The 21,092-nt window shown below is 68.5% G+C and carries 26 protein-coding genes; 12 read left to right on the plus strand and 14 right to left on the minus strand.

From position 1 onward, the window contains the following. Window positions 1-146: 146 nt before the first annotated feature. Both EDD30_RS31670 and EDD30_RS31675 read left to right on the plus strand, forming a co-directional pair. Window positions 147-917, plus strand: coding sequence for a hypothetical protein (locus EDD30_RS31670; RefSeq protein WP_143162564.1), 771 nt, complete (start codon window positions 147-149; stop codon window positions 915-917). A 134-nt stretch (window positions 918-1,051) separates the two neighbouring features. Beyond that, on the plus strand, window positions 1,052-1,255 hold the full coding sequence (locus EDD30_RS31675; protein WP_071803491.1) for a type 1 periplasmic-binding domain-containing protein: 204 nt from the start codon (window positions 1,052-1,054) through the stop codon (window positions 1,253-1,255). A gap of 46 nt (window positions 1,256-1,301) precedes the next feature. Here the strand turns inward: EDD30_RS31675 and EDD30_RS31680 are convergent, their stop codons facing one another. Next, window positions 1,302-2,207 carry a hypothetical protein gene (locus tag EDD30_RS31680; protein ID WP_071803492.1) on the minus strand — a complete coding sequence of 302 codons (906 nt, stop codon included), beginning with the start codon at window positions 2,205-2,207 and terminating at the stop codon, window positions 1,302-1,304. Window positions 2,208-2,565: 358 nt separating this feature from the next. Between EDD30_RS31680 and EDD30_RS41615 the strand changes: the two genes are divergently transcribed. After that, complete coding sequence (locus EDD30_RS41615) at window positions 2,566-2,688, plus strand: hypothetical protein (protein WP_280526181.1); 123 nt, start codon at window positions 2,566-2,568, stop codon at window positions 2,686-2,688. A gap of 200 nt (window positions 2,689-2,888) precedes the next feature. Here EDD30_RS41615 and EDD30_RS31695 read toward each other — a convergent pair whose 3' ends face one another. Further along, window positions 2,889-3,761 (minus strand): helix-turn-helix domain-containing protein, encoded by an 873-nt coding sequence (locus EDD30_RS31695; protein ID WP_071803493.1) that lies wholly within the window; start codon window positions 3,759-3,761, stop codon window positions 2,889-2,891. Window positions 3,762-3,898: 137 nt separating this feature from the next. On the opposite strand from EDD30_RS31695, the gene EDD30_RS31700 reads away from it, so the two are divergent. Together EDD30_RS31700 and EDD30_RS31705 are read left to right on the plus strand one after the other, a co-directional pair. Beyond that, window positions 3,899-4,765, plus strand: coding sequence for an oxidoreductase (locus EDD30_RS31700; RefSeq protein WP_071803494.1), 867 nt, complete (start codon window positions 3,899-3,901; stop codon window positions 4,763-4,765). A gap of 445 nt (window positions 4,766-5,210) precedes the next feature. Next, window positions 5,211-5,792, plus strand: a complete 582-nt coding sequence (locus EDD30_RS31705) for a hypothetical protein (RefSeq protein ID WP_071803495.1) — start codon at window positions 5,211-5,213, stop codon at window positions 5,790-5,792. Between the two features lie 329 nt (window positions 5,793-6,121). On the opposite strand, the gene EDD30_RS31710 is transcribed toward EDD30_RS31705, so the two are convergent. Genes EDD30_RS31710 through EDD30_RS31740 form a run of 7 tightly spaced genes read right to left on the minus strand, consistent with a single transcriptional unit; the run spans window position 6,122 to window position 9,693 of the window. After that, a complete protein-coding gene (locus EDD30_RS31710; protein ID WP_143162565.1) occupies window positions 6,122-6,346 on the minus strand; it encodes a hypothetical protein in 225 nt (74 codons plus the stop codon). A 41-nt stretch (window positions 6,347-6,387) separates the two neighbouring features. Further along, entirely contained in the window at window positions 6,388-6,729 is a 342-nt protein-coding gene (locus EDD30_RS31715) for a hypothetical protein (RefSeq protein WP_071803497.1), read from the minus strand. A gap of 15 nt (window positions 6,730-6,744) precedes the next feature. Next, window positions 6,745-7,176, minus strand: coding sequence for an HK97 gp10 family phage protein (locus EDD30_RS31720; protein WP_084556144.1), 432 nt, complete (start codon window positions 7,174-7,176; stop codon window positions 6,745-6,747). Next, complete coding sequence (locus EDD30_RS31725; protein ID WP_123678613.1) at window positions 7,176-7,445, minus strand: hypothetical protein; 270 nt, start codon at window positions 7,443-7,445, stop codon at window positions 7,176-7,178. Before EDD30_RS31725 ends, EDD30_RS31720 begins: the two co-directional genes overlap by 1 nt. Window positions 7,446-7,451: 6 nt before the next feature. Next, entirely contained in the window at window positions 7,452-7,991 is a 540-nt protein-coding gene (locus EDD30_RS31730) for a hypothetical protein (protein ID WP_143162566.1), read from the minus strand. Next, on the minus strand, window positions 7,988-8,782 hold the full coding sequence (locus EDD30_RS31735) for a hypothetical protein (RefSeq protein ID WP_084556145.1): 795 nt from the start codon (window positions 8,780-8,782) through the stop codon (window positions 7,988-7,990). The genes EDD30_RS31730 and EDD30_RS31735 overlap by 4 nt, the downstream gene beginning before the upstream one ends. Further along, window positions 8,779-9,693 carry a hypothetical protein gene (locus EDD30_RS31740; protein WP_143162567.1) on the minus strand — a complete coding sequence of 305 codons (915 nt, stop codon included), beginning with the start codon at window positions 9,691-9,693 and terminating at the stop codon, window positions 8,779-8,781. Before EDD30_RS31740 ends, EDD30_RS31735 begins: the two co-directional genes overlap by 4 nt. Before the next feature lie 740 nt (window positions 9,694-10,433). Here EDD30_RS31740 and EDD30_RS31745 point away from each other — a divergent pair. Together EDD30_RS31745 and EDD30_RS31750 are read left to right on the plus strand one after the other, a co-directional pair. Then, entirely contained in the window at window positions 10,434-11,321 is an 888-nt protein-coding gene (locus EDD30_RS31745) for a NucA/NucB deoxyribonuclease domain-containing protein (RefSeq protein ID WP_071803501.1), read from the plus strand. 53 nt (window positions 11,322-11,374) lie between these two features. Continuing rightward, on the plus strand, window positions 11,375-11,947 hold the full coding sequence (locus EDD30_RS31750) for a hypothetical protein (RefSeq protein ID WP_071803502.1): 573 nt from the start codon (window positions 11,375-11,377) through the stop codon (window positions 11,945-11,947). 427 nt (window positions 11,948-12,374) lie between these two features. Here EDD30_RS31750 and EDD30_RS31755 read toward each other — a convergent pair whose 3' ends face one another. Both EDD30_RS31755 and EDD30_RS31760 read right to left on the minus strand, forming a co-directional pair. Next, window positions 12,375-13,358, minus strand: coding sequence for an N-6 DNA methylase (locus EDD30_RS31755; protein WP_071803503.1), 984 nt, complete (start codon window positions 13,356-13,358; stop codon window positions 12,375-12,377). Between the two features lie 120 nt (window positions 13,359-13,478). Beyond that, window positions 13,479-13,799, minus strand: a complete 321-nt coding sequence (locus EDD30_RS31760) for a hypothetical protein (protein WP_071803504.1) — start codon at window positions 13,797-13,799, stop codon at window positions 13,479-13,481. 276 nt (window positions 13,800-14,075) lie between these two features. Here EDD30_RS31760 and EDD30_RS31765 point away from each other — a divergent pair, with 276 nt between their 5' ends. Further along, window positions 14,076-14,510, plus strand: a complete 435-nt coding sequence (locus tag EDD30_RS31765; protein ID WP_071803505.1) for a hypothetical protein — start codon at window positions 14,076-14,078, stop codon at window positions 14,508-14,510. A gap of 312 nt (window positions 14,511-14,822) precedes the next feature. After that, entirely contained in the window at window positions 14,823-15,764 is a 942-nt protein-coding gene (locus EDD30_RS31770) for a DUF7710 domain-containing protein (protein ID WP_143162568.1), read from the plus strand. 32 nt (window positions 15,765-15,796) lie between these two features. On the opposite strand, the gene EDD30_RS38495 is transcribed toward EDD30_RS31770, so the two are convergent. Continuing rightward, window positions 15,797-16,051 (minus strand): Imm32 family immunity protein, encoded by a 255-nt coding sequence (locus tag EDD30_RS38495; protein ID WP_148088166.1) that lies wholly within the window; start codon window positions 16,049-16,051, stop codon window positions 15,797-15,799. A 188-nt stretch (window positions 16,052-16,239) separates the two neighbouring features. Between EDD30_RS38495 and EDD30_RS31775 the strand changes: the two genes are divergently transcribed. Continuing rightward, a complete protein-coding gene (locus tag EDD30_RS31775) occupies window positions 16,240-16,674 on the plus strand; it encodes a DUF6334 family protein (RefSeq protein WP_071803507.1) in 435 nt (144 codons plus the stop codon). A gap of 112 nt (window positions 16,675-16,786) precedes the next feature. Here the strand turns inward: EDD30_RS31775 and EDD30_RS31780 are convergent, their stop codons facing one another. Both EDD30_RS31780 and EDD30_RS31785 read right to left on the minus strand, forming a co-directional pair. Further along, window positions 16,787-17,251, minus strand: coding sequence for a hypothetical protein (locus EDD30_RS31780; RefSeq protein ID WP_244945471.1), 465 nt, complete (start codon window positions 17,249-17,251; stop codon window positions 16,787-16,789). Between the two features lie 26 nt (window positions 17,252-17,277). Beyond that, window positions 17,278-17,823, minus strand: a complete 546-nt coding sequence (locus EDD30_RS31785) for a hypothetical protein (RefSeq protein WP_071803508.1) — start codon at window positions 17,821-17,823, stop codon at window positions 17,278-17,280. A gap of 358 nt (window positions 17,824-18,181) precedes the next feature. On the opposite strand from EDD30_RS31785, the gene EDD30_RS31790 reads away from it, so the two are divergent. Then, entirely contained in the window at window positions 18,182-18,946 is a 765-nt protein-coding gene (locus tag EDD30_RS31790) for a TnsA-like heteromeric transposase endonuclease subunit (RefSeq protein WP_244945472.1), read from the plus strand. Then, window positions 18,943-20,994, plus strand: coding sequence for a Mu transposase C-terminal domain-containing protein (locus tag EDD30_RS31795; RefSeq protein WP_071803509.1), 2,052 nt, complete (start codon window positions 18,943-18,945; stop codon window positions 20,992-20,994). The genes EDD30_RS31790 and EDD30_RS31795 overlap by 4 nt, the downstream gene beginning before the upstream one ends. Window positions 20,995-21,092: the final 98 nt, after the last annotated feature.

Below are 21,092 nucleotides of genomic sequence, written 5' to 3' on the forward strand. Positions count from 1 at the left end.
CACCTGGAAGGAGCCGAACGTGGGCCAGCCACTCTGCGGCGACCGCAACCCCGAAGCCAACGCCGGTGATCCCGTGAACGACGGATGGGACACGCCTGCCGCCGAGCCGGCTGAGGCGCCCGTACAGCAGAACGGAGGTGACGACGGTGGCCAGCTGGATCCTGGTGCCCTGCCTGGTCAGCCTGCGTAACGAGGTCAACCGCCTCGCGCCGAGCCGGCGCAAGGACTCCGACGGATCGATCGGTGACACCTCACACGCCGCGGGCGCATCCGACCACAACCCCGACGAGACCGGCAACACCCCGACCAAGGACAGCGACCGCATCAACGAGGTCCACGCGCTCGATGTGGATAAGGATCTGCGCAAGGCAGGCTGGAACATGGCCCGGGTTGTCCAGGTCATCGTCACCCGGCACCGTCAGGGCCGCGATGACCGGCTCGACTACGTCATCTGGGACCGCCGCATCTGGGCCCGTTCCTGGGGCTGGACCGCCCGGGCCTACAACGGCGACAACCCACACACCGGGCATGCACACTTCAGCGCCCGGTACAACACCGCACAGGAGAGCAACACCCGCCCGTGGGGGCTACTCGAGGAGGACGACGACGTGACCAAGACGGAGTTCACCGCCTGGATGACCGAGTGGGCGCGCAGCAGCGCCGGCCGGGATGCCCTGGCGACCGCGGTGCTGGCCTACGACCCCGGCAAGGATGCCGCCGGCAAGGTGTCCGCGGCCGCCGTCGTGAACCCGGACGACGATGCCGCCAGCAACCCGACAGTACGGCCCGCTTGGGCGCTGTACCGAGCAATCGTCGCGTCGAACGTGGGACAGGACATCCGCGGCCGGGTGGACCGGTTGCAGGCCAGCGTCGACAGCTTGCTCCAGCGCAACACTCCATCGGCACCGCCGAGCTGACGACCGCCCGCACACCTGCGATGTAGTACAAGGTCCGGTATCGGCAGCTCGCCGCCACCGCTCCTCCTTGGAACTTCGGCCGTGACGACTCCGGCCGCGGCGTGCCACGTCCCAGCGCCGACGCGGCGAAGGCGATGGCTATCGAGGCCGGGATGCCGGAGCTGACGAACCGACACGATCTGATCGACCGCTACGCAAGGGCGCTTGCGACCGCCGGCCTGATACTCGACCCGATCACCGCCATGATGTATCAGACGACTCTCTCGCAGCCGGCGACGACAGATCTCGGGAACGAGTTCCTTGCGTTCAGCACCGACCCGGAGACGAAGGCCGACTAGGGCTCTCGTCCGTCGAATGCGACTTACCCGGCCTGAACCTCGACGGCTACCGCGCTCGTGCGCAGAGGGCGGGTCGTGATGCCGGCGCGAGGGGGGTCGTGCTGTAGGCGCGGTGGAGGGCCTGAAGCCCTTCCGGTCGGGGGTTGAGGGTTGCCCACTCTGGGTTGGAGTCAAAATACACCAGGGCTTCCACGAAGGGGCGCCCGTCGGACTCCATGCGGTCGATCGCTCCGGGTACGCCGGCGAGCCACGCAGCCTGGCTGCCCAGCGAAGCGGCGGTGCCGTACTCGGCAATGATGATTGGCTTTCGGTGCCACCTGGGGTCGAGGTCATCGGTGATCCACGCCTTGGTCCGGTTGAGCACGTCGTAGGGCGTGCGGGCCGTGCCGTGGTTGTAGGCGTTGAACTGCATCCGGTCGAGGACGCCGGCGAGGCTGGCGGGGTGCAGGCGCCGAAACGACGGGCGGTCGAAACCCCCGCAGCCGATCGAAAAGGTGACACCAGCCGGGATGCCACCGTCAAGCAGGTAGCCGGCCATGTACCTGACCGACGCGACAGCGCGCGCGTCCGCCTCCGGCCAATTGAGGGGGCAATGCTCGATCACGCCGAACTCGTGATCGGTGTCGAACTCACTGGCGAACTGGACGTTGATCATCTCCGGGTGAGGCATGGCGGTGAGCTGGACGCGTAGGCGGTCGAGCAGGGGATCGATATGGCCGGCGAGGACTTGGCCGTAGCCGTAGGCGGGAACGCCCACCCCGTTGCGGCGCTGGATCATCATCGTGGGGGCCAGCACCGTGCGCCCGCCGACGCTCTGCGGACCCGGTCGGGTGCCGTAGTGCTTGAGCTCCACCACCACGTTGAGCAGGACGTCGCCACTAAGCTGGGTGAGCCATTCGGCCTTCCATCCCGGCAGCAGGTACGGATCAGCGAGGGATCGGTACTGCGTCAACGCCCTGAGAGGGCAGTTCGAGATCCTTCAGGCTGATCTATGCGTTGGGTCCGTTTGGGGATCGTTCCACCACCGCAGCAAGTCCATCCCGTACGATCGCAGCGCCGACGGTGAGCGGCCGGCCGCGACCAGCTCCCGAAAGAACTCCGCCACCGGCACGACGACGGCCCCGTCCCGTCCAGCAGGCGGTACGGCTCGTACTCGTCATCGACGGGAACCAGCCGGCCCACCGAGGTGACCACGAGCCCGGCAAGGTCCGAGCGGGTTCTCTCAGCATCATCCACGGAGTCCATAACGCCGATGACAGCAAAAGGCGGCTGACCTGCGGTTATGTGGGGTTGGTGCGGTCAACGGGGCGTTGACCACCGATACGGTGGTCCAGATCGGCTTCGTTTACTGGCTGCGCGTTCCGGTCGGCGAAATGCATACCGACCGCTACGTTTCCCTGCATCCGCAGATGAAGGCCCTGCTCGACGAGTAGCTGCTGCACCGGCCAGCGGGTCTGCGATCTCACCGACCACGGCCGACCGGTCAACGCCTCTCGCATCGAAGCCGCTGTTCGCAAGGCCGCTGAACAGGCCGGCCTCGGGCCGGGTCACCCCACACCAACCCCGGCACACTCTAGCCACCCAGGCGATCAACCGGGGCATGTCGCTGGAGGCTATCGCTCCGGTGGCCCTCTCAGTATGACGAGGTGCGCGACTGCGGTCCGGTCCCGGCCTCTGCCCCTGGCGCCTCATCCGTCGCGGCCAGCGACCCGAGCAGCGTGAGCGACCTGGCACTGTCGGAGCCCGGCTCCGCGTGGTAGATCACCAGGAACTGGCCGCCCGAGTCGCCGATCGGCAGCTTTTCGCGGCGCAGCTCCAGCAGCCCGACCTGCGGGTGGCGCATCCGTGCCGGCGCTCCCGCGAGCGGCTTGACGTCGTGCCGCGCCCAGAGTTGCCGGAACGACTCGCTCGCAAGAGACAGCTCGCCGACCAACTGCGCGACTCGCGGATCGTGGACGTCGGTGCCGAGCGAGGCGCGGAACGACGGGACCATGCCACCAACCACCTGCTCCCAGTCCGGGTACAGATCCCGCTCGACCGGATCCAGGAAAATTGACCGCAGACGGTTCTCTCCGGTCCGGATGCTCGGCGACAGGGCGGTCCCGAGCCGGTTCGCGGCGAGCACATCGAACATCCGGCTCACCACGTACGCCGGTAGCTCGAGCGCGTCGAGCAGATGCCGGATGCCCGTCGGAACGACCTCGCGGCGTGGCCGCTTCCGGGTCGTCGGTCGAGCGCCGGAGAGGCTCAGCAGGTACTGCGTCGCGGCCGCATCGAGCCCGAACACGCCGGCCAGCGCCTCGAGCACCTGCGGCGACGGGTTCCGGTCGCGCCCCTGTTCGAGGCGCAGGTAGTAGTCGGCGCTGATACCGGCGAGGGTTGCGACCTCCTCGCGGCGCAGACCCGGCGTCCGCCGGACGCCCACGACGCGCAGGCCCACGTCCACGGGATCGACGAGCTCGCGACGTGCGCGCAGATACTCGCCCAGGAAATTTGGCCTGGCCATGCGCCTATGGTACGGGCAGCGCGGCCAGGCATCCTGGTCCTGCCGCCCCCAGGATGACCGGGGCACTCGCTGCTGCGCCGGACCCGAAGCATCGTGAATGCCGCTCACGGCATGCGTCTGTGAACAGGAAGGAAGCCATGGCATCCCACGATCTCCCGGGCGGCAGCTACCGCGTCGCCGATCTTGAGCTCACTCGCGTCGGCTATGGCGCCATGCAGCTCGCCGGCCCCGGTGTCTTCGGGCCACCGAAAGACCGGGACACCGCGATCGCCGTCCTGCGCGCGGCTGTGGACCTCGGAGTCCGGCACATCGACACCGCCGACTTCTACGGGCCGCGCGTCACGAACGAGCTCATCCGCGACGCGCTCGCGCCGTACCCGGACGATCTGCACATCGTCACGAAGGTCGGCGTCCGCCGGGACGAGCACGGCGGGTGGCCGCACGCCCGCACGCCCGCGGAGCTGCGCGCGCAGGTCCACGACAACCTGAGGCACCTCCACCTGGACGTGCTCGATGTCGTGAACCTGCGCGTCGGCGGTGTCGACGCGCCAGAACCGGGCTCCATCGCGGAACAGTTCGAGACGCTCGCCGAGCTGCAGCAGCAGGGACTGATCCGGCACCTCGGCCTCAGCACCGTCACCGCCGCCCAGCTCGCCGAGGCACAGTCGATCGCACCGGTGGTATGCGTCCAGAACCTCTACAACATCGCTCACCGCGGCGACGACGCCCTCGTGGACCTCACCGCCCGGCAGGGGATCGGGTTCGTGCCGTACTTCCCTCTCGGCGGCTTCTCGCCGCTGCAATCGGACACCCTGCAGGCGGTCGCGCAGCGGCTCGGCGTCGCTGCGCCGGCCGTCGCGCTGGCCTGGCTGCTGCACCGGTCACCGAACATCCTGCTGATCCCCGGCACGTCGTCGGTGACGCACCTGCGTGAGAACGTCGCCAGCGCCGCCCTCACGCTGCCGGCCGACGCCGTCGCGGAACTCGACGCGATCGGCCGCTGAGGCCCGTGCCCGGCGCCGCCGCGCCGCTCGACCAGGTGGTCACTGGTGCGACACTCCTCGATGGAGGTCGACGAACCGGCGGCGTCGGTGGCGCGGGGCCGGACCACCACCTGTCACGTTGAGCGGGCCTGCGTCGTCTCTTTCTGTCCGGTCCAGCCGAAGGCCGCGGACGGCCAAGGCGCTGACCAGCGGTCCGCAAAGTGGGTCTGGACATCACCGACTTCAGTCGTCCAGACCTACTTTGCGGATTGTGGGGTTTCGTGTGGTTTCGCGGGTGAGAGTCGGCCCCATCTGGGAACCAGTTGTGGCCCCACTCGTCTCGGCCGGCAATCGATTTAGACGAGGGTTGGCCCCACCTCGTCGCTCCCTGCGGCTCTCCGCCCCTCACGTGGGAGGTGCGAGCAACCAAGGTGACGCCAATCGTCAAATAGTGAATCTTGGTGTGATGGCGACCGCGGACGACATGAACGACGAGGAAAACTGGAGCGGCGGATTCTATGAGCTGTCTTTGAGCCTCGGCGTCCCAGACGACGACAAGCTCGACCGGGCGGTGCGGTCCCTGTGGCGTGCCGCCGGCGTCCAAGGCTGCCTAGTTGGCCACGCCAGCGGTTGCGGATTCGTCGAGGTCGAGCCGAGCGCGGCCGCGCTGCACGAGCACGGCCATCTACGCGGCACGCTGACCTTGCCGTCCGGTGACCGCGTCGTCTGCGGCGGGTACTCAGGCCGGTACGAGGACGGCGACGAGGTTGAGCTCTACCTGCCGCTCGGCGCGTTGGCCCGGAGCGACCGCCGGATTGGTGGCTATCCCTTCGACCAACGCAGCGGTGTCGAGTCACTCGCCTGGCGGGCGCAACTCGACCGGTGGCTGGCCGACGTCGCTGCTGCCGTGTACGCCGACGTGCCGTTCCAACGCGCCCTCATCGGCTTCGAGATCGATGAGGACGCTGACATCACCGCTGATCAACGGTACGCCGCCGTCCTGCTGCCGTCCGCCGGTGGTCTGGACTACCATCCCGCCACCACGTAAGCCCGACGAGTAGCCTCATCAGACGCGCGACGCCGACTGGGGGATGGGGCCAAATCTCCTTCGCGATCAAGGCCGTTGGTGATCGACATATGGAGCCAAAACCCGCTCGTAGATGGGGCCGAAACTCGTTCCTGTAGCCATTCGTGCGTCGGCGTCGGCGCCGGCGAGTTCGCGAGCTCTGAGCGCCAGCTAGCTGGTCTACTAGGGAATGGTCCTCTTGGGCTCTGACGTTGCCGATGACGGCCGCGTTGGTGCGAATATCGGCGTTGCCGCCAAGGTAGTAGCCGCCTCGGACAGTCATCGGTGTCTCCTTGTCTGCCTCGCGGCTCTCATGGTGTCTGCGCGTCCAGGGCGCGGGCGAAGCTGTCATCGGTTTCGTCGTCGGACCATTCGTCGCGCTCGTCGAGGTCAGCTGCGGCCGGTGGCGTCTGCAACGAGGCGTCGAACTTGGCCACCTCGTTGTCCGGTGCGTCCCCGACCCACCAGGCGTAGATAAGGTTCAGCAACGACGGCAGCGGCAGTTCGAGGGGGTCGCGGCCGGTGGCCAGCAGCATCCGGCCATGGAAGGCGGACCAGTGGGCGACGGCTAGGTGGATCAGCCGCCACCCGACCCAGTAGGGGAGCCGGACCACTCCTCACACACGTACTCGAAGATTCGCATCGCGTCCTCGAAGTCGAACTCGTCGCGGGTGTTGAGCAGCCGGCGGCGGAACACCATCAGCGACGCCGGGTCGAGGGTCTGCTCGAAGAAGTCCAACACGGCGGCGACCTGGTCCTGTTCGCTGCGGTTCGATGACGCCGCCGCCACCAGATACGCGACCTGCGCGTTCTTCGGCGCCTGGCACACCATCTGCACCCCGTCGAGCACGAACGGGACCGCCGGCAGGCGTGCCCCGCTGTCTGCGGCGGCCTTCGTACTGGTCGTGAATTCGCGCATCTTCGACTCCCCTGGTTAGCGGCGCACGATCCGGAACCCGGACCGGCGCGCTTCGTGTTCCATCGCCTCACGCAGCCACGGCTGCGGTCGTGTGCCCGGGTGCCGCACGATCGTGGTGAACACGACCTGGCCGCCTTTCTCGAAGCGCAGCACCCCGTCCGGGTGGCGCGGCCGGATCGTGTGCGGGCCGGTGCCGTCGTGCACGAGTTCGGCGTACTCGACGTCGTTGGTGACCAGCCCGTACACGGTGCCGCGGCGCACCCCGACTTCTTCGCGGTGCGCCGAGCGCAGCCGGCCGCTGTCGACCGGGCAGGTGAGCACCGCCCGGGTGCGGACCCGCCGGGCGACGCCGCGCACGAACGTGAGGACCGGCCCGACCGGGCCGGTGAGCAGCCGGCGGATCTCCGGCTGGAACAGGTCGAGGCGGGCCTTGACCGTGACGGCCATCAGCGTGCCCGCGGCCTGCGGGCGGGCCGGTCCTCCGGCGGCTCGGCGTCGGGGCGCGCGGGCGCGTTACCAACCGCGGGCTGATCTCGCGCGCGGATGGGCGCCTCGCCGCCATCCGGAACGTGCGCCGGGGGCAGGATCTCGTAGCGGCCGGCGTCGACGAGGGCGGCCAGATGCGGCCCCCACGACAGCGTCGACACCGCCTGATCCGGCACGCCCGGCATCGGCCACAGCGCCCGCACCGTCACCAGTTCACCCTCTGTCGGCATCACCGCTCACCCCGTCTCGTCTACACACATCACGGTCAGCACCGCCACCAGCACCTCTTGACCGACGCAGCCGCCGGAGGGGCCGACCGACGACTGCTCGGCGACGAACACCTCGTCGACGGCTTCGGCGGCGCGCAGGTCGTGCAGGACGGCGCGGCGGATCCGCGCGGCGTCGTCGGCCAGCGTGCGGGCGGCGTCCTCCAACAGCTCGTCGCTGGGCGGGTTGCCGTAGTCGTCGGCGGACGGCGCGCACCGGGCGCTGCCCGCACCTAGCTCGACCGCCCAGAACACGCCGTCGTCGCAGCCTTCCCCGACGGCTGTGCCGCGCGGGTTCGGGAACTCCGCCGCGGTGGTCGGGTACACCCGCACGATGCGTACCCACGCCTGCCCGGCGCAGCAGTCATCGATCGCGACATCGCGGCCGGGCACCACCGCGCACGACGCCGGCGGCCCGCCCACCGCATCGGCCAACGCCGCCCGGATGACAGTCCGCAGCCCGACCGCGATCGGCCAGGCCACATCGTCGGCCAGCACCGGCGCGGTCATGACGTGCGCCGCCGCGGTGAGGGGAGGTCGGCTGACCACACGACGCTGTCGCGCGGCAGCCCGTACGGGTTGACCGCGGCCAGCCACCCGTCGACCTCCGGGATGCCGGTCATGCCGTCGCGGGCCAACTTGGTCGGGTCGACGAACTCGGTGTGCACGCCCTGACGCACGATCGCCGAGACCCGGCGCGGCAGCCGGCACTTCGTGTCTCCGACGGCGGCCTTCGCGATCTCACACGCCAGATGCCCGCCCGCCCACCGGCCCGCCGCCGGCACCGGCACGCCGCGCTCGTAGGTAACGGCGAATGCGCCGGGCTGGTCGTCGCCGGCGGTGAGCTCCTGCCGGGTCGGCCAGCGGCCGCCGTCGGTGCGGACCAGCCAGCGCCGGTTATCGACCCGGTACGCCGACGCGGGCAGCGTCTGCCCGTCGACGCGCACCTCGAGCACCTGCTGCACGCCGCCGGGCAGGCTCACCTGCACGTCGCGGTCGCAGCCACAGTCGACCACGGGTCCGAGGCCCGGGCAGCCGCAGAAGGTCGTCCAGCCGGGCAGTTCCGGCGACAGGTACAGCTCCCACCGCCGCCACACCCGCACCCCGGGGTGCCCGCGTGGCACCGGCCGCACGGTGGTGGGGCACAGCCCAAACTGGCGGCCCGACAGCATCCACAGCAGATGCCCCGCCACCACCTTAGCCAGATCGCGTACCGCCTCGGGATGGTCGTCCCACCCGGCGCATTGCTGCACGTCGACCGGCCACTCGCACGAGCCACCGGGCGCGAGGGGGCCGGTCATGCGACGGCGACGGACAGGAACCGCTGACCGCCCGAGGCGGTGTCGGTGACCGTCACCAGATAAGTGCCCGCCTCGGTGTAGTCATGCGTCGCCGGCGCACCCACGGCGACCCCCGGGGTCACCCAGCCGTCACCCCAGTCGAGGGTGTACCCGCCGGGCGGGGCGAACGAGGCGGTGAACGTCGCCTTCAACCCGTTCGCCGTCAGCGTCCCTTCGGCAGGTCGCGGCACCAGCCCGGCGGTCGGGGCCGGCGGCGGCAGGGTGGTCCAGTCCAGGTGCAGCAGGTCCTGCTCACCCATCGGGTCGGCCAGCGGCGCCACCCCGGCCGTGCGCAGGTACACCGGGTACGGGCCGGTGCCCCACTCCGGGTTCTCCACCGCCTTGCCGGTCAGGGTGAAGTTCGCGGTGCCGTTCTCAATCGTGAAGTCGCCGATCTGCCCGTCGAGGATCTGCGGCAGGAGGAAGTACCCGAAGCGGGGCCGGCGGTTCACCGCCGAGCCCGAGCAGCGCTTCTGCGCGGTGCCGGACCACAACTCCAGGGCGACCGCGGAGTCCTGGTTCACCGCGGAGGTCACCCGCAGCCCGGTGCTGACGCCGTCCTCGTCCACGACGATCGGGGAGCCGGTGAACAGCGAGTACAGCTCCGGATCGACCCGGCACGCGGTGACGGTCACGTTGTAGAACTTGATCCGCCGCCGCGCCGGCACATACACACAGGAGTCGCCGTTGGCGTCGCGCTGATCGATTTCCTCGCCGTCGTCGACCTCGGCGGAATACTCGACGGACACGAAGCCCTTCGTGACGACCTGCACCGGCCAGCCGCCCGCAACAAACACGGGATCACCGCATGGACCGAGCTTGGTCGCCCGCAGCATCTTGCCTTTAACAGGGGTATCAGTCACCGCAGCCATCTGGCACGTCCTCAACCGTGATCAGGAGGTCGGTGCCCGGCCCGGAGCCAGCGGCGCATTCTGGCGTGATCGTATCCCATCAACGCCGCGGTACCAGGCCGCGGCGCTGCCCTGCTGATCGGCCTGGCGCAGCGGGTCAGCGGGTTCGTGTTCGAGCAGGCGTCCCCCGGCAGCCTGTGTACTGCCGTCACGAGGATGCGGCTGACCTGCTGCCGAATGACGACGGCTTGCGCCGACGGAGCCGACGAGACCGCTTCATGTCAGCTGATGTGCAACTGATCGAGCATGGCACATCCAATTCGTTGAATCGATCTCCACGGATGAATACGGTCCTCAGTGGACTGGATCCTGGGGGAGGATGAATGCGCAAGCTACTCATGTCCACGGCGGGAATCCTGCTGATACTCGCCACCACGACGCACCCCGCTACCGCACGAGAACGCGGCCGACCGCAGCCTAAACCCGCTCCGACCTCGGTAGCGACCCTCGCACCGAGCGTGAGCCGCACGGCGGGTGACTGCACGACGGTCCGGGCTCAGCTGCCGGAACTCGCCCGGGCGGCGCAGCCGGGCAAGGCGTCGGTCAGCTGTATCGAGCCCACAAAGTCGAGCGCTGGGAGGACACAGAAGCCCGGTCCGACACCGCGGCTGGAGCCGTTTCCCGACTGGTGCAACGACGCACCAGGCTCGTGGGTTTTCGACTATGAGACCGGCCGCGAGTGGGTCTGCTCGTATGCCGACATGACGCTCAATGTGATCAATCTGAACACCGGCGCAGTGATCGGGCAGATCCACTTCGATCAGTACGCCTTCGAGTTCACCTCGTCCAGCAGCCCCACCTTCGGCTATCAAATCATGCTCGACATGTACGGAGGCTGGGGCACGATCGGCGGCACCCTCGCGCAGGGCAGCGCCACCTGCACCGGCGCCTGCACGGTGAGCAGTTCCGACTTCCCACCGCAGGCCGTGACACTGACCAACTCCCCGGACGGCGAGTCGTACCACCGGTCCACCGCCACCACCCGTGGCTCGGTCGGCGCCGCCACCGTGACCTGGTCGTACTTCTTCACCAACCCGACCTGGACAGCGCCGTCAACACCGGTCACCATCACACCGCCGGCGACCCGCTGCGACCACAACCTGCCCGGCAACAACACCGTGGCCGGCTGCATCATCCGCGACATCGCACCGATGCTGTACTACAGCATTTCGGGACCGTACGAGGAACTCGCCTGGCACGTCCTCGCCGCGCAGGACTCCGGGCTTGCCGGCTCGCACCCCGCCTACGGACTGTCGCACCCAGCGCCGCTTAACCGGCTGATCGACGCCGCCCAGCAGGACGCCAACTACCGCCGCGCCTGCCCGTCCAGCTACCCGCGACCAGCCGGGCTCAGCTGCGACGAGTACCCGTTCCAGTCCAGCCGGCAAGGCGCCTCCACCGGCGGCGGCCCAGGCCGCACCTTCGACGGATGCCAGGTGCCGTTGCCGGCTGGAACCGGGCCGAGCGGCTACAGCGCCTGCATGATCGACGACGATGACAACAGCAACGGCGGCAGCGCTCTGAACAGCTTCTACATCGATCAGCGGATGCTGAACAGCGACGCCTTCTATGTCTGGATCACGCCGTAAAGGACTAACCTGTCGTGGTGGATGACCGAGGAGATGTGCCAGTCTCCGAGCACATGTTCTACCTGGCCGATACCGGCATCAACCTACGGCCACCACACGACTCCACCAACGGTCTGGCTTCCGTGCATCCGGGCGGCATCGTGGTGTTCACCGGCATCAGCTGCGGCCCCGTGCGGGTCACCGTCGATGCCCGTGATGCGCCACCATCCACGGCCGACACGGAAGCCTGGGACGAGGTCCTCGAGGTTTCGGTGCACGCACCGGTCGGGAGAATGGTGGTTTCCGGCGTGTTCAGCGACGCGCCGGAACTGCCGGTCCTGACCACGGCGGGCCCGGGCGACTACCGGGTCCGGTTGCACGCCCGCGGCCGCGACACCGCCATCGACCTGGGCGTGCTCGAGCCGGTCGAGGACTACCTTGTCATCGCCTGGCCGGCGCAGCTCGCACCGGAAACCAGCCTCAAGAACACCGACAGCTACGGTGCCGGACGGCGCCGCGCCAGACGCCGCGGGCCGGCACCGGCCACTGGCGCAGAAGACAGGCAGGCCGCCCTCCGGGCCCGGCTGCGGGCCAGGCTGCAGGCCGAAGACGACAAGTTCCACCAGCACCAGCGGGACAACGGCTGACCGGCGCCGCGCCACCACATCTGTGCCGGCGGCGCGGCGCCTCGCGCTGGAGCCTGTCAGTAGCCCTCGGACTCCGGGGCTGGTTCCGGTTCACCCAGGAGTCGCGTAGGCGGTGTGCTGCACCGTCTCGCGGACCCGTGGCGGCTCTTCGTGCTCCGTGTTCGTCGGGGTTAGGTGTCCGCAGCGAAGAAGTCCAACATGCCCCTCGTACGCCGGCGAGCACCACCTGATCGCTCGGGTGGTGCTCGACCCCCAAGGCGATCGAGGCGACCACGTCCGTTGGGTTCGCGCCTCGGCGCCACCTGCAGGGTCGCTGCCGGACGCAGTGGGCGGGACGGGTTCATCGGGATTCACCTTCGGTGTGAGAGGAAGCCGGCGAGCCACTGAACAGCGCCGCAGGACGTCGCAAAGGTGAGCCGCGGCGGGCTCAGAACAGCCGGCCTTGGTAGGCCGAGGCCGCGTCGAACGTCGACGAGTGCGGCGGCGCCTGCCGCGGCGGCGCGGGCCGGGCCGCCCGCAGGTGCTGCATCAACGGGTCTTTCGGCGCGGGCAGGTTGAGCACGTGGCGGGACGCCGCCTCCTTGCGGGCGACCTCGACGTAGCCGAGCAGCTCGTCGATCGCTGCCTGCCGCTGCCGCAACGCCTCGCCTGTCCAGGCGGTCAGCAGGCCGTCACCGCAGCCGACGACCACACGGAAGCCCAGATCCCACATGTCGGTGTTGACCGCACACAGCGCGGCGGCCAACGGGTCGATGTCGTTGGCCCACCACTCCGCGTCCGCCGGATCCAGGCCCTGCTCACGCATCGCCCGCGCGGCGCCGAGCAGCATCCGGCCAGTGCCGGCCGCCGGATCCATGACGCTGCGACCCGGCGGCGGTTCGACCATGCGGCCCATCAGCTCGGTCACGCACTCCGGCGTCAGGAACTGGCCTCGGGCCTGTTTCGCCTTCGCCGACGTGACCGCCTGCAGCACCGTGCCGAGAAGATCGACCTCATGCCGGCGGTTCTGCTCCGCGCCGAGCTGCCATACCCCGCGGCGCAGGGCCGCCTGGCCGACGGAGTGCACCGCCCGCAACAGTGCATCGTCGAGGTTGCCGTCCAGGCACGTCCACAACATGCGGGCGCGGGGTACGAGGTCTGGGCGGACGATCGACCATTCGAGCCAGATGCGTTTCACCAGCTCGGCGAACCGCGCCCGGTCCAGGTTTGCCACGAGTTCTGGCATGTCGGGGTCCGGCGGGCCGTGCTGTCCGGCGACCGCCAGGGCGGCGACCACACTGATCGCCACTTCGTTGAGAGAGCTGCCGTACTGCCCGTGCCACGCCGTTGCGACCGCTTCGGCGACCGCTTGTGCGTGCTGTTTGGGGTCTGCCGGCACCGGCGGCGGCCGCCACCGGATGATCGTTGCCATGAGTTCTCCCCTGGGGAAATGGGGCGCGCCCTCCGTGCAGCGTCGGCTGCGGGAGGGCGCGCAAGAGAGGTGATGCGGTCGGGGCGTCTTGCCGGTGCACAAGGTCCGGCGAGATGGTGGTCAGCGGATGTCGCGGATGGATTCGGCGACCAGCGCCAGTGCCTCGTACCGTTCGGCGAGGCGCACCAGGGCGTAGTCGAAGCGGGCCGCGAGTTCCGCGGTGGCGTGCAAGGGTGACCCGCCGAGGGTCGGCCAGGTGTTGCGTACGGTGGCCTGGTCGGCGCCCTGTTGCGCCCGGTCGGCGAGCTCGGAGCCCGCTCGTGCGACGAGCTGCTCGGCCTGCACGAGGCGGTCGATCAGAAGCTTGATCTGTCGCGGCGCGACCTGCTCCTCGGTCAACCCGAACTCGTCCCTGATCTCAGCTTCCCGCTCGTCACTCATACCGGATTCCTTTCTCGAGTCGCGACTGCCTGTATATATTCATTGTATTCAGAATGATCGTTGCCGTACATTTATGCGTTCCGATATGGCCGTGGAGCGGATCACACGGCGACCCGCTCACCTGCCCAGCATGGGCGCGCGGCGGCGACATGGCCTACGAGCTGCCGACCATGACCGGCACGGCGATCAGCCACCGCCCTCCGGTCGTCGACGCGCCAGGGCGAGCGGTCCGTTCAGCAGCACAAAGGCCGGCTCACGGCGGCGTACGGTGGGCGCATGATCAACACGGGCGGGGTCATCAACCCGGGCACGCAGCCGGTCGAGAACCCGAGCGAGGAGTTGGCGGTCGCCGCGCTGGAGGTGTTCCTCACCGAGGTCCGCAAGCGCGCAGCCTACCTGGAGGCCACGCCGCTCAAGCGCCGCGTCGCCGGCCTCACCGGTGACCCCGTGCGGGACCCGGCGGCGGACCGCGACGGCCGGTACGGCTGGGACCTGCCGCTGTCCGACGGCCGAGTCGTGCGGCTGCTCATGCCGGGCGTGCGGGTGGAGCTGCTGCGCGATGACATTTCCGCAAGATTGCCTGTACGTCTCGGGGACTGCATGGTGGTGGGCCACGGCGGTGGGCATGGTCGCCGCCGAGGGCCTGGTCCTGGACCTCACGCTGCCCTACCTGCGCTAGGCCCAGGGGTAGATCAAACTACCCGGCTGTAGTTCGCGCGAGGCTCTTGGCGAGGGCGAATTCGCAGGTCACAGTGGGTGTGATGGCGTGTGAGTTCTCAACGGATCTGATCCAGTCTCATTGGAATTGATCCGACCACCATTAATGTCGGCGTACGCGTGGAAGTGCGCAGCCGCGTACGCGACCGGGTACGCCGCGGCCATCGAGATCCGCGGCGCAGCGGCCGGCCGATCGCCGGTCCAAGAGCCAGCACAGATCGATTACTGAGGGTAGTTCTGCCCAAATCCCTGGCGCCGTCCGGAGTAGCCGATGAGCGGATACAGCAGATGTCATGATCAGTGGTGATGAGTAGCGATGAAGGTTCCATCCTCGATCAAGCGCGTCAGCATCATCGCAAGCAGTTGAACGCCCTGTTCCGCCGTCCCGGCATGTACGGCCGTGACGAGATAGCCGAGCTGCTCCTGCTGGGCGCGATGGCAGCCGTGGACGGCAGCTCAGCACGGTGGGAGACAGAGTTCGACAGCCTCCGCAATCACTTCTTCTCCGCCACGGGAGTCAAAGGCCGCTACTCCAACCTGCTGCCGACAGACGCAGTACGTGACGCCGCAGCATCGGTCTATGCCGGCATCGCTCACCGATGCGGCTGGCTTGATCTCGACCGAACCATGTCCGCGGCCGAGTATCGACAGCTCACCGCCACCATTGATGAACGGGTCTTACAAGACCAGACCCTCTCCCAAGTCATCGGCACGTTCGGCGAACCGTCACTGTGGGTTGGTGGAAGAAACTCCTTGGGGGCCAAAACGCTCGGTTACGCCACAGCCAGTTCGAAGGACGACCTGATCTGCTTCCATCTCTGGAGCGCCATTGCAACCACCGACCCCGACGCCGGACCACAGTCTCTGCATCCGGAACCGGTGGTACTCGCAGTGCGTCATCGAACCAATGACGCCCCTTACGCGTTCTCGTTCACTCCAGAAGGCCTTCGTCGCCGACCCACCACTGACCAGCAGAGTCCGCTACGCCCGACCGTTTGGATCTTCCATGGCGACCAGGCCCGACACGCCTCCGCCGTCTTCGAGACAGAGGAAGCCGGACTGGCCTGGGCGGGCGAGCACCACGTCACCGGCATCCTGGCCGAGTACCCCTACGGAGGCGCCTACGACATCGCACTCAGCGAAGGCCGCTTCACACCGTCGCAGTCACACCACGGCACCACCGACCACGTCGCCGCCTTCGCTCCCGGCCTACGGCATCTCCACCTGGTCGACGGCCAACCAGACTGATCAGCGTCCGCTCATGCCGCAGTCCGCGCCTGCTACCCAGTGCGGTACTGATCACGTGCGAGCATCAAAGAAGCTGAGCCGAGATCCAGAGGGTTGATGCGAGCGTCGAGATGAATGTGGGCCCCCTCTGGCGCATGGACGTCGGACAGCGCGAGGCACATTCGGGCGAGATCGCGAAGTCCGGCTGAGTCACCGAAGATTTCTACCGATCCGTCCACCACTTGCACCGTGATGGTGCCGCCTTCAGCGGGTGCTACAACTCCGATCGACGCATCGTAGGCCGGCACGGAAATCGAAGGTCCTGGCATGGGTCTCATTCTCCATGCTGTCCGCAGCTCTTACTCTCCTGCCGCCGTTCGTGCGCGCGGGGCAGCGCCGGCCGTCACGGTTGGTGACCGGCGGCGCGGAGCCTGGTAGACCTGAACTGCCGAATAGCGGATACATCGACCGACACAGTCGCTGCCATGATCTCCGTATGGCGCACGACTTGTTTCCTCCTGGGCCTTCCGTGTTGACCAATCTGGCTGAGGTCGTCCATCTGGCGCACATGGACGACCCATCCTGGCTTGTGGCGGTCCAGTTCCGCTTCCACGAGGGATACCTCCAGGTGGAAGCCGATCCTGACGACGACACGGTCGAGATTTCCTTCGATCCGCAGCAACGGCCGCAGCTTCATCACTGGGTGTCGGATTCGGTGCCGACCCAACCGGATCAGCACTATGCCGGCCTGCTCGGCATGGCCTGCGCCTGGCGGTGGGTGCTTCGCAATCAGCAGGGATACGAGGACGCGTTCCAGATCGAACTGGGCACACCGTCGTCAACCACGACGTTGCAGTACCTCGCGATGGCCTCGCGCCTCCACGTCCGCCACGTGAAAGACGTACCGATCCCGCAAAGGGCCCGGTCCTGAGCCGTACGCACATGGCCGCGATCCGCTTGGCCGTTGGTTACTGGTACGCCGTTGCTCGGATAGCGGGCTCCGGCTGGGGGCAGTGCTCGGTGGCGTCGATGAGGGCCCTTGCTCACACCTCTGTGAGGGCAATCTTGAGGTCTTTGGGCGTATGTGACCGGTCCAGTGCCCATGCCCAGCCGGGAAGGGCGACGGCTTCGGTGAAGAACTCGTCCAGGGTTTTGCCAAAGGACCACAGGTGTCCCGACCTCAGAAGCTCGGTGTCCGTGCTGGAAGCCCAGTGAAGCGTGCAGCTCAGTTGCCACATCGGCGCGTCCTCATCGCTGGCGTCGATGAGCTGCCGGGTGAGATCGGCCGAGAACTCGGGCCGACCACGGAAGTCGAACGTGCCGAACTGGGCGAGGACTCCGTCCCCGTCCTCCTCAGGTCGCCCCACGCCGTCGACCGGCAGCGCGGCGAACCGTCGGAAGACCTCGACGATGCTTCGCACGTCTGCCGCAGTCACCGTGCTCGGGTACACTCCTGCGCTTTCAAGCATCGACGCCAGGAGCGTCCCCGTCTCTCGGATTGTCACCACGGAATGATCATCTCGTGGTGCGGCATTCAGACCAAGCGTGGCTTGATCGCCAGCCACGCGCGGAGACGATCGACCAGATCCGGATCCTCGAGGTCGGCCTGGAGAAGTTCCGCAGCGTTAAGCAGGTTCTTGGCGCGCCGTGAATCGAGCAGCTCTTGGCGTTCCAGCGAGTGCAGGTCCACCCGATCGGTCAGGACGGCGACGCGGTCGAGGGACACGGGTATGGCATCCAGGCACGCCCGGACCACGGTGTCCGCTGACGGCAGGCTCGAAGCCGCCATTGCGGCGTCGCGCATCTGCGCCACGTAGTACGCCGTCCGCTCCGCGACCTCGCCCTGCTCGAGCGCGCCACGCCAACCGGCCTGGCCCAGCAGCCAAATCTTCAGCTGAGCCCATGCCGGTCGCCCCGCCGGCCGCTCCTCCCATCGCTCATCGATCAACAGCAGCAGGTGCAACCACCAGTTCGCGTCTGGAGGCCCCGGCTGACGGTGGTCGAGCCATCGCAGACGGCCGTCCTCGTCCGACCGCAACAGCTGGTCGAGTTCCCCGCTCGCTACCACCTCGTCTCGCACATGGCCAACAGTGTCGCCACCCACGACGATAATCAAGAACCAGCGACCGTCGGGCTATGACGTATCGCCATTCAACGGCCAGGCCTGACCATGATCAGATGCCTTGATCTGAGTCGCGATCCGAGGGTTGACGCTCGTCCGCGGATTACGCACCCTGAGCAGCGAGCAGCTGACGGCCGGCATCGGTTGAAATCCGTACCTTGTTCGCGCTGGCGCGAGAGCACGCGCTCCACCTACACGCTCGGGAGACGGCCCACGGCACGTCTGGTTTCGTCGGCACGGTGTCGCTCTTTTCGGCGATGGGACGTTTGCCTCGTCGGCCATAGCCTGCAGGAACGGGGACACGGGCGGGAGGGGCATGGCCGAGACGGTGATGTCGGCAGACGCGGCGTTGACAGCCGCGCGTCAGGTCGCCGCCCTGCGGTATGCGATCGGATACGCGAAACCTGACGGCCTGGAACGCACGGTTAGTTTGCCGGACGCGCTGGCGGTGGCGTTCGAAGCGGTGCCGCCGGTGCGGTCGTTCGCCCGGTATCAGGGCCAGCGCAGCAACACCGGGCTGTGGTGGTCGGCCTCGACCGGTGGGCATGTGGGGTTCGAGTCCTGGCTGGAACGCGATCACCTGATGCTGCTTGACTTCGACCCGATGGTGGCGGCGATCGCGTCGCAGCCGTTCCGGTTGTACTACGACGACGGCACCCGTGTACGCCGGCATGTGCCGGACTTCTTCGCCCGGCTCACCGACGGCACCGGAGTGGTCATCGACGTGCGGCCTGCCGCCCGCGTGAAGCCGGCCGACGCGGCGGGGTTCGCCGCGACCGGCCGCGCCTGCGCGCTGGTGGGCTGGCAGTATCGGCTACTACACGAGCCCGATGCGACGGTGACCGCGAATGTGCGCTGGTTGGCCGGCTACCGGCATCCCCGCTGCGCACGACCCGACCTGCAGGAGGCGGCCGAAGAACTCCTCGCGGCGCCGATGCCGTTGATGCAGGCCGGCGCGCTGCTCGGCGATCCGCTGGCAAGCCTGCCGGTGATCTTCCATCTGCTCTGGCGTGGCCGGTTGCGCACCGACCTGACCATCGCTCTGTCGGCTACCTCGCCCGTGACAGCGGTCAGGCGATGACCGCCGGCCATAACCAGGTGTTACGTGTCGGCGACCGGGTCCGTTTCGAGGACGACGAGTGGAGCGTCACCGGGCTCGACGGCACCCGGGTGCGTCTGTCCGGCGACACCGGCCGAACGCGGCTGCTGCTGGCAGGCCATCTACTGGCCAGCCCGGGCTTCCGGCTCCTCGGAGCAGATCCTGCGGCCCGATATCTCGACCCCGTCGGGCTGTTGGACGCCCTGCCCCCTTCGGTGGTGCAGCGAGCGCGCAGCTGGGAGCGGCATGTCGTCGAGGTCGAGACCGGGCTGCCGCCCGACGCCCCGCCCGGCACACCTGCCCACGCCTCGTTCGATCCCTCCACGCGCACCCTGGCCCAGCGAGATGCCGCGAAGGCCGCCGAACTGAGCCTCGCCGGCGAGCCCGTCAGCGCTGCAACGGTCAAACGGATGCGGCTGCGCTACCGCGCCGGCGGCATTTGGGCTCTGGTCGACCATCGTGGCACCCGACCGGTCGGCCAGCACGGGCGCGTCGACCCGCGGGTGGCCACTGTTCTCGCGGCGGCCATGCAGGCCGAAACCCTCGAGTCGACCGGCACCCGGTCGCGGCTGCGGCGCCGCGTCGAGCGGCAGATCGCGGTCGAATACGGCGACCACGAGGTGCGCATGCCGTCACGGGCGACGTTCTACCGGCTCTGCGCGGCCATGGACACCGGCCGGCACACCTTCGGGCAGGCGACCACCCCCCGCACCCAGGCGAACCGGCCGGAACGCCCGTTCACCCAGACGCTCGCGCAGCGTCCGGGTGAACTAGTGCAGATCGACACGTCACCGCTGGACGTTATCGCTTTGCTCGACGACGGCGTGCCCGGACGGGTCGAGCTAACTATCGTGCTGGACGTCGCGACCCGCTCGATCTGCGCCGCGGTTCTACGCCCGAGAGGCACCAAAGCGGTGGACGCGGCGCTGCTGTTGGCCCGGATGCTGGTGCCCGAACCGATGCGACCCGGCTGGCCCGAGGCACTGCACATGGCTCGCTCCAGCATCCCGCACGGCCGACTGCTGGCGCTGGACGAGCGGCTCGAGCACGCCGCGGCGCGGCCGGTGGTAGTGCCCGAGACCGTCGTGACCGACCGCGGCTCGGTGTTCCTTTCCCAGACCTTTGTCAGCGCGTGCGCCCGGCTGGGGATCTCGATCCAGACAGCGCGGCCGCGTACGCCGACCGACAAAGGCATCGTCGAGCGGTCGTTCCGGTCGATCAACACCCTGTTCAGCCAGCACGTCGCGGGCTACCTCGGCGCCGACGTCACCCGGCGAGGAACCCCGGACACAACCCAGGCCCGCTGGTCGGTCCCGCAGTTGCAGGAGCTGCTCGACGAATGGATCGTCGCCGGCTGGCAGCCGCGCCCGCACGAAGGCCTGCGCTTGGCGGCTTCAGGTCTGCGGCCGCTGTCGCCTAACGAGATGTTCGCTGCGGGGATTGCCGCAGCGGGCTATCTGCGCCTGCCGCTGACCGGCGACGACTACCTTGAACTGTTGCCCGTCTGCTGGCGCACCATCGGCGACCACGGCATCCAGATCGGTCATCGGCACTACGACAGCCCGCAGCTCAACCCCTGCCGGCACACCACTTCCGGCGTGGCCGGCAAGAACCGGCGCTGGGAGATCCACTACGACCCGTACAACCTGTCCCAAGTATTCGTCCGCGACATGCGCACGAAGCGGTGGATCACCGCCACTTGGACCCACCTGCCCATGGTCGCAGCGCCGTTCGCCGACTTCACCTGGCGCGCCGCCCGCCAGATCGTGGCCGGCCAAGGCGGCGACACTTCGCAGCAGAGCGAGGTGGCACATGCCCTGCACGACCTGCTAACCCGCGCCGCCGGGCCGTCCGCACCCGACGCCCACGCTCGCCGGGTCCGCGCCCGCACCGCGGCAGCCCCACCCGCACCGCGGCCCGACCTCCCCGACGCACGCTCCGACGACGCACCGACCGACGACGATGCCCCTATCGCCACGATCATTCCGCTGCGCGCCTTCGAGGCAGGAGACGAGCGACGCTACCGATGACCAGCCAAGAAGCCGACCCGGCGGCCGACTGCGAAAGCCCGGCCACCACCAAGGAGGGCTGGGCGGCCTTCGTCAACCGGCAGCCCACACCCGTCAAG

Source organism: Couchioplanes caeruleus, from assembly GCF_003751945.1.
GTDB classification, from domain to species: domain Bacteria; phylum Actinomycetota; class Actinomycetes; order Mycobacteriales; family Micromonosporaceae; genus Actinoplanes; species Actinoplanes caeruleus.

Coding starts and splice junctions, on each gene's coding strand:
- EDD30_RS31675 (WP_071803491.1), top strand. CDS start 1,052: ATGGCTATCGAGGCCGGGATGCCGGAGCTGACGAACCGACACGATCTG.
- EDD30_RS31695 (WP_071803493.1), bottom strand. CDS start 3,761: ATGGCCAGGCCAAATTTCCTGGGCGAGTATCTGCGCGCACGTCGCGAG.
- EDD30_RS31700 (WP_071803494.1), top strand. CDS start 3,899: ATGGCATCCCACGATCTCCCGGGCGGCAGCTACCGCGTCGCCGATCTT.
- EDD30_RS31705 (WP_071803495.1), top strand. CDS start 5,211: ATGGCGACCGCGGACGACATGAACGACGAGGAAAACTGGAGCGGCGGA.
- EDD30_RS31710 (WP_143162565.1), bottom strand. CDS start 6,346: ATGCTGCTGGCCACCGGCCGCGACCCCCTCGAACTGCCGCTGCCGTCG.
- EDD30_RS31715 (WP_071803497.1), bottom strand. CDS start 6,729: ATGCGCGAATTCACGACCAGTACGAAGGCCGCCGCAGACAGCGGGGCA.
- EDD30_RS31720 (WP_084556144.1), bottom strand. CDS start 7,176: ATGGCCGTCACGGTCAAGGCCCGCCTCGACCTGTTCCAGCCGGAGATC.
- EDD30_RS31725 (WP_123678613.1), bottom strand. CDS start 7,445: ATGCCGACAGAGGGTGAACTGGTGACGGTGCGGGCGCTGTGGCCGATG.
- EDD30_RS31730 (WP_143162566.1), bottom strand. CDS start 7,991: ATGACCGCGCCGGTGCTGGCCGACGATGTGGCCTGGCCGATCGCGGTC.
- EDD30_RS31735 (WP_084556145.1), bottom strand. CDS start 8,782: ATGACCGGCCCCCTCGCGCCCGGTGGCTCGTGCGAGTGGCCGGTCGAC.
- EDD30_RS31740 (WP_143162567.1), bottom strand. CDS start 9,693: ATGGCTGCGGTGACTGATACCCCTGTTAAAGGCAAGATGCTGCGGGCG.
- EDD30_RS31745 (WP_071803501.1), top strand. CDS start 10,434: ATGACGCTCAATGTGATCAATCTGAACACCGGCGCAGTGATCGGGCAG.
- EDD30_RS31750 (WP_071803502.1), top strand. CDS start 11,375: ATGTTCTACCTGGCCGATACCGGCATCAACCTACGGCCACCACACGAC.
- EDD30_RS31755 (WP_071803503.1), bottom strand. CDS start 13,358: ATGGCAACGATCATCCGGTGGCGGCCGCCGCCGGTGCCGGCAGACCCC.
- EDD30_RS31760 (WP_071803504.1), bottom strand. CDS start 13,799: ATGAGTGACGAGCGGGAAGCTGAGATCAGGGACGAGTTCGGGTTGACC.
- EDD30_RS31765 (WP_071803505.1), top strand. CDS start 14,076: ATGATCAACACGGGCGGGGTCATCAACCCGGGCACGCAGCCGGTCGAG.
- EDD30_RS31770 (WP_143162568.1), top strand. CDS start 14,823: ATGAGTAGCGATGAAGGTTCCATCCTCGATCAAGCGCGTCAGCATCAT.
- EDD30_RS31775 (WP_071803507.1), top strand. CDS start 16,240: ATGGCGCACGACTTGTTTCCTCCTGGGCCTTCCGTGTTGACCAATCTG.
- EDD30_RS31790 (WP_244945472.1), top strand. CDS start 18,182: ATGGCCGAGACGGTGATGTCGGCAGACGCGGCGTTGACAGCCGCGCGT.
- EDD30_RS31795 (WP_071803509.1), top strand. CDS start 18,943: ATGACCGCCGGCCATAACCAGGTGTTACGTGTCGGCGACCGGGTCCGT.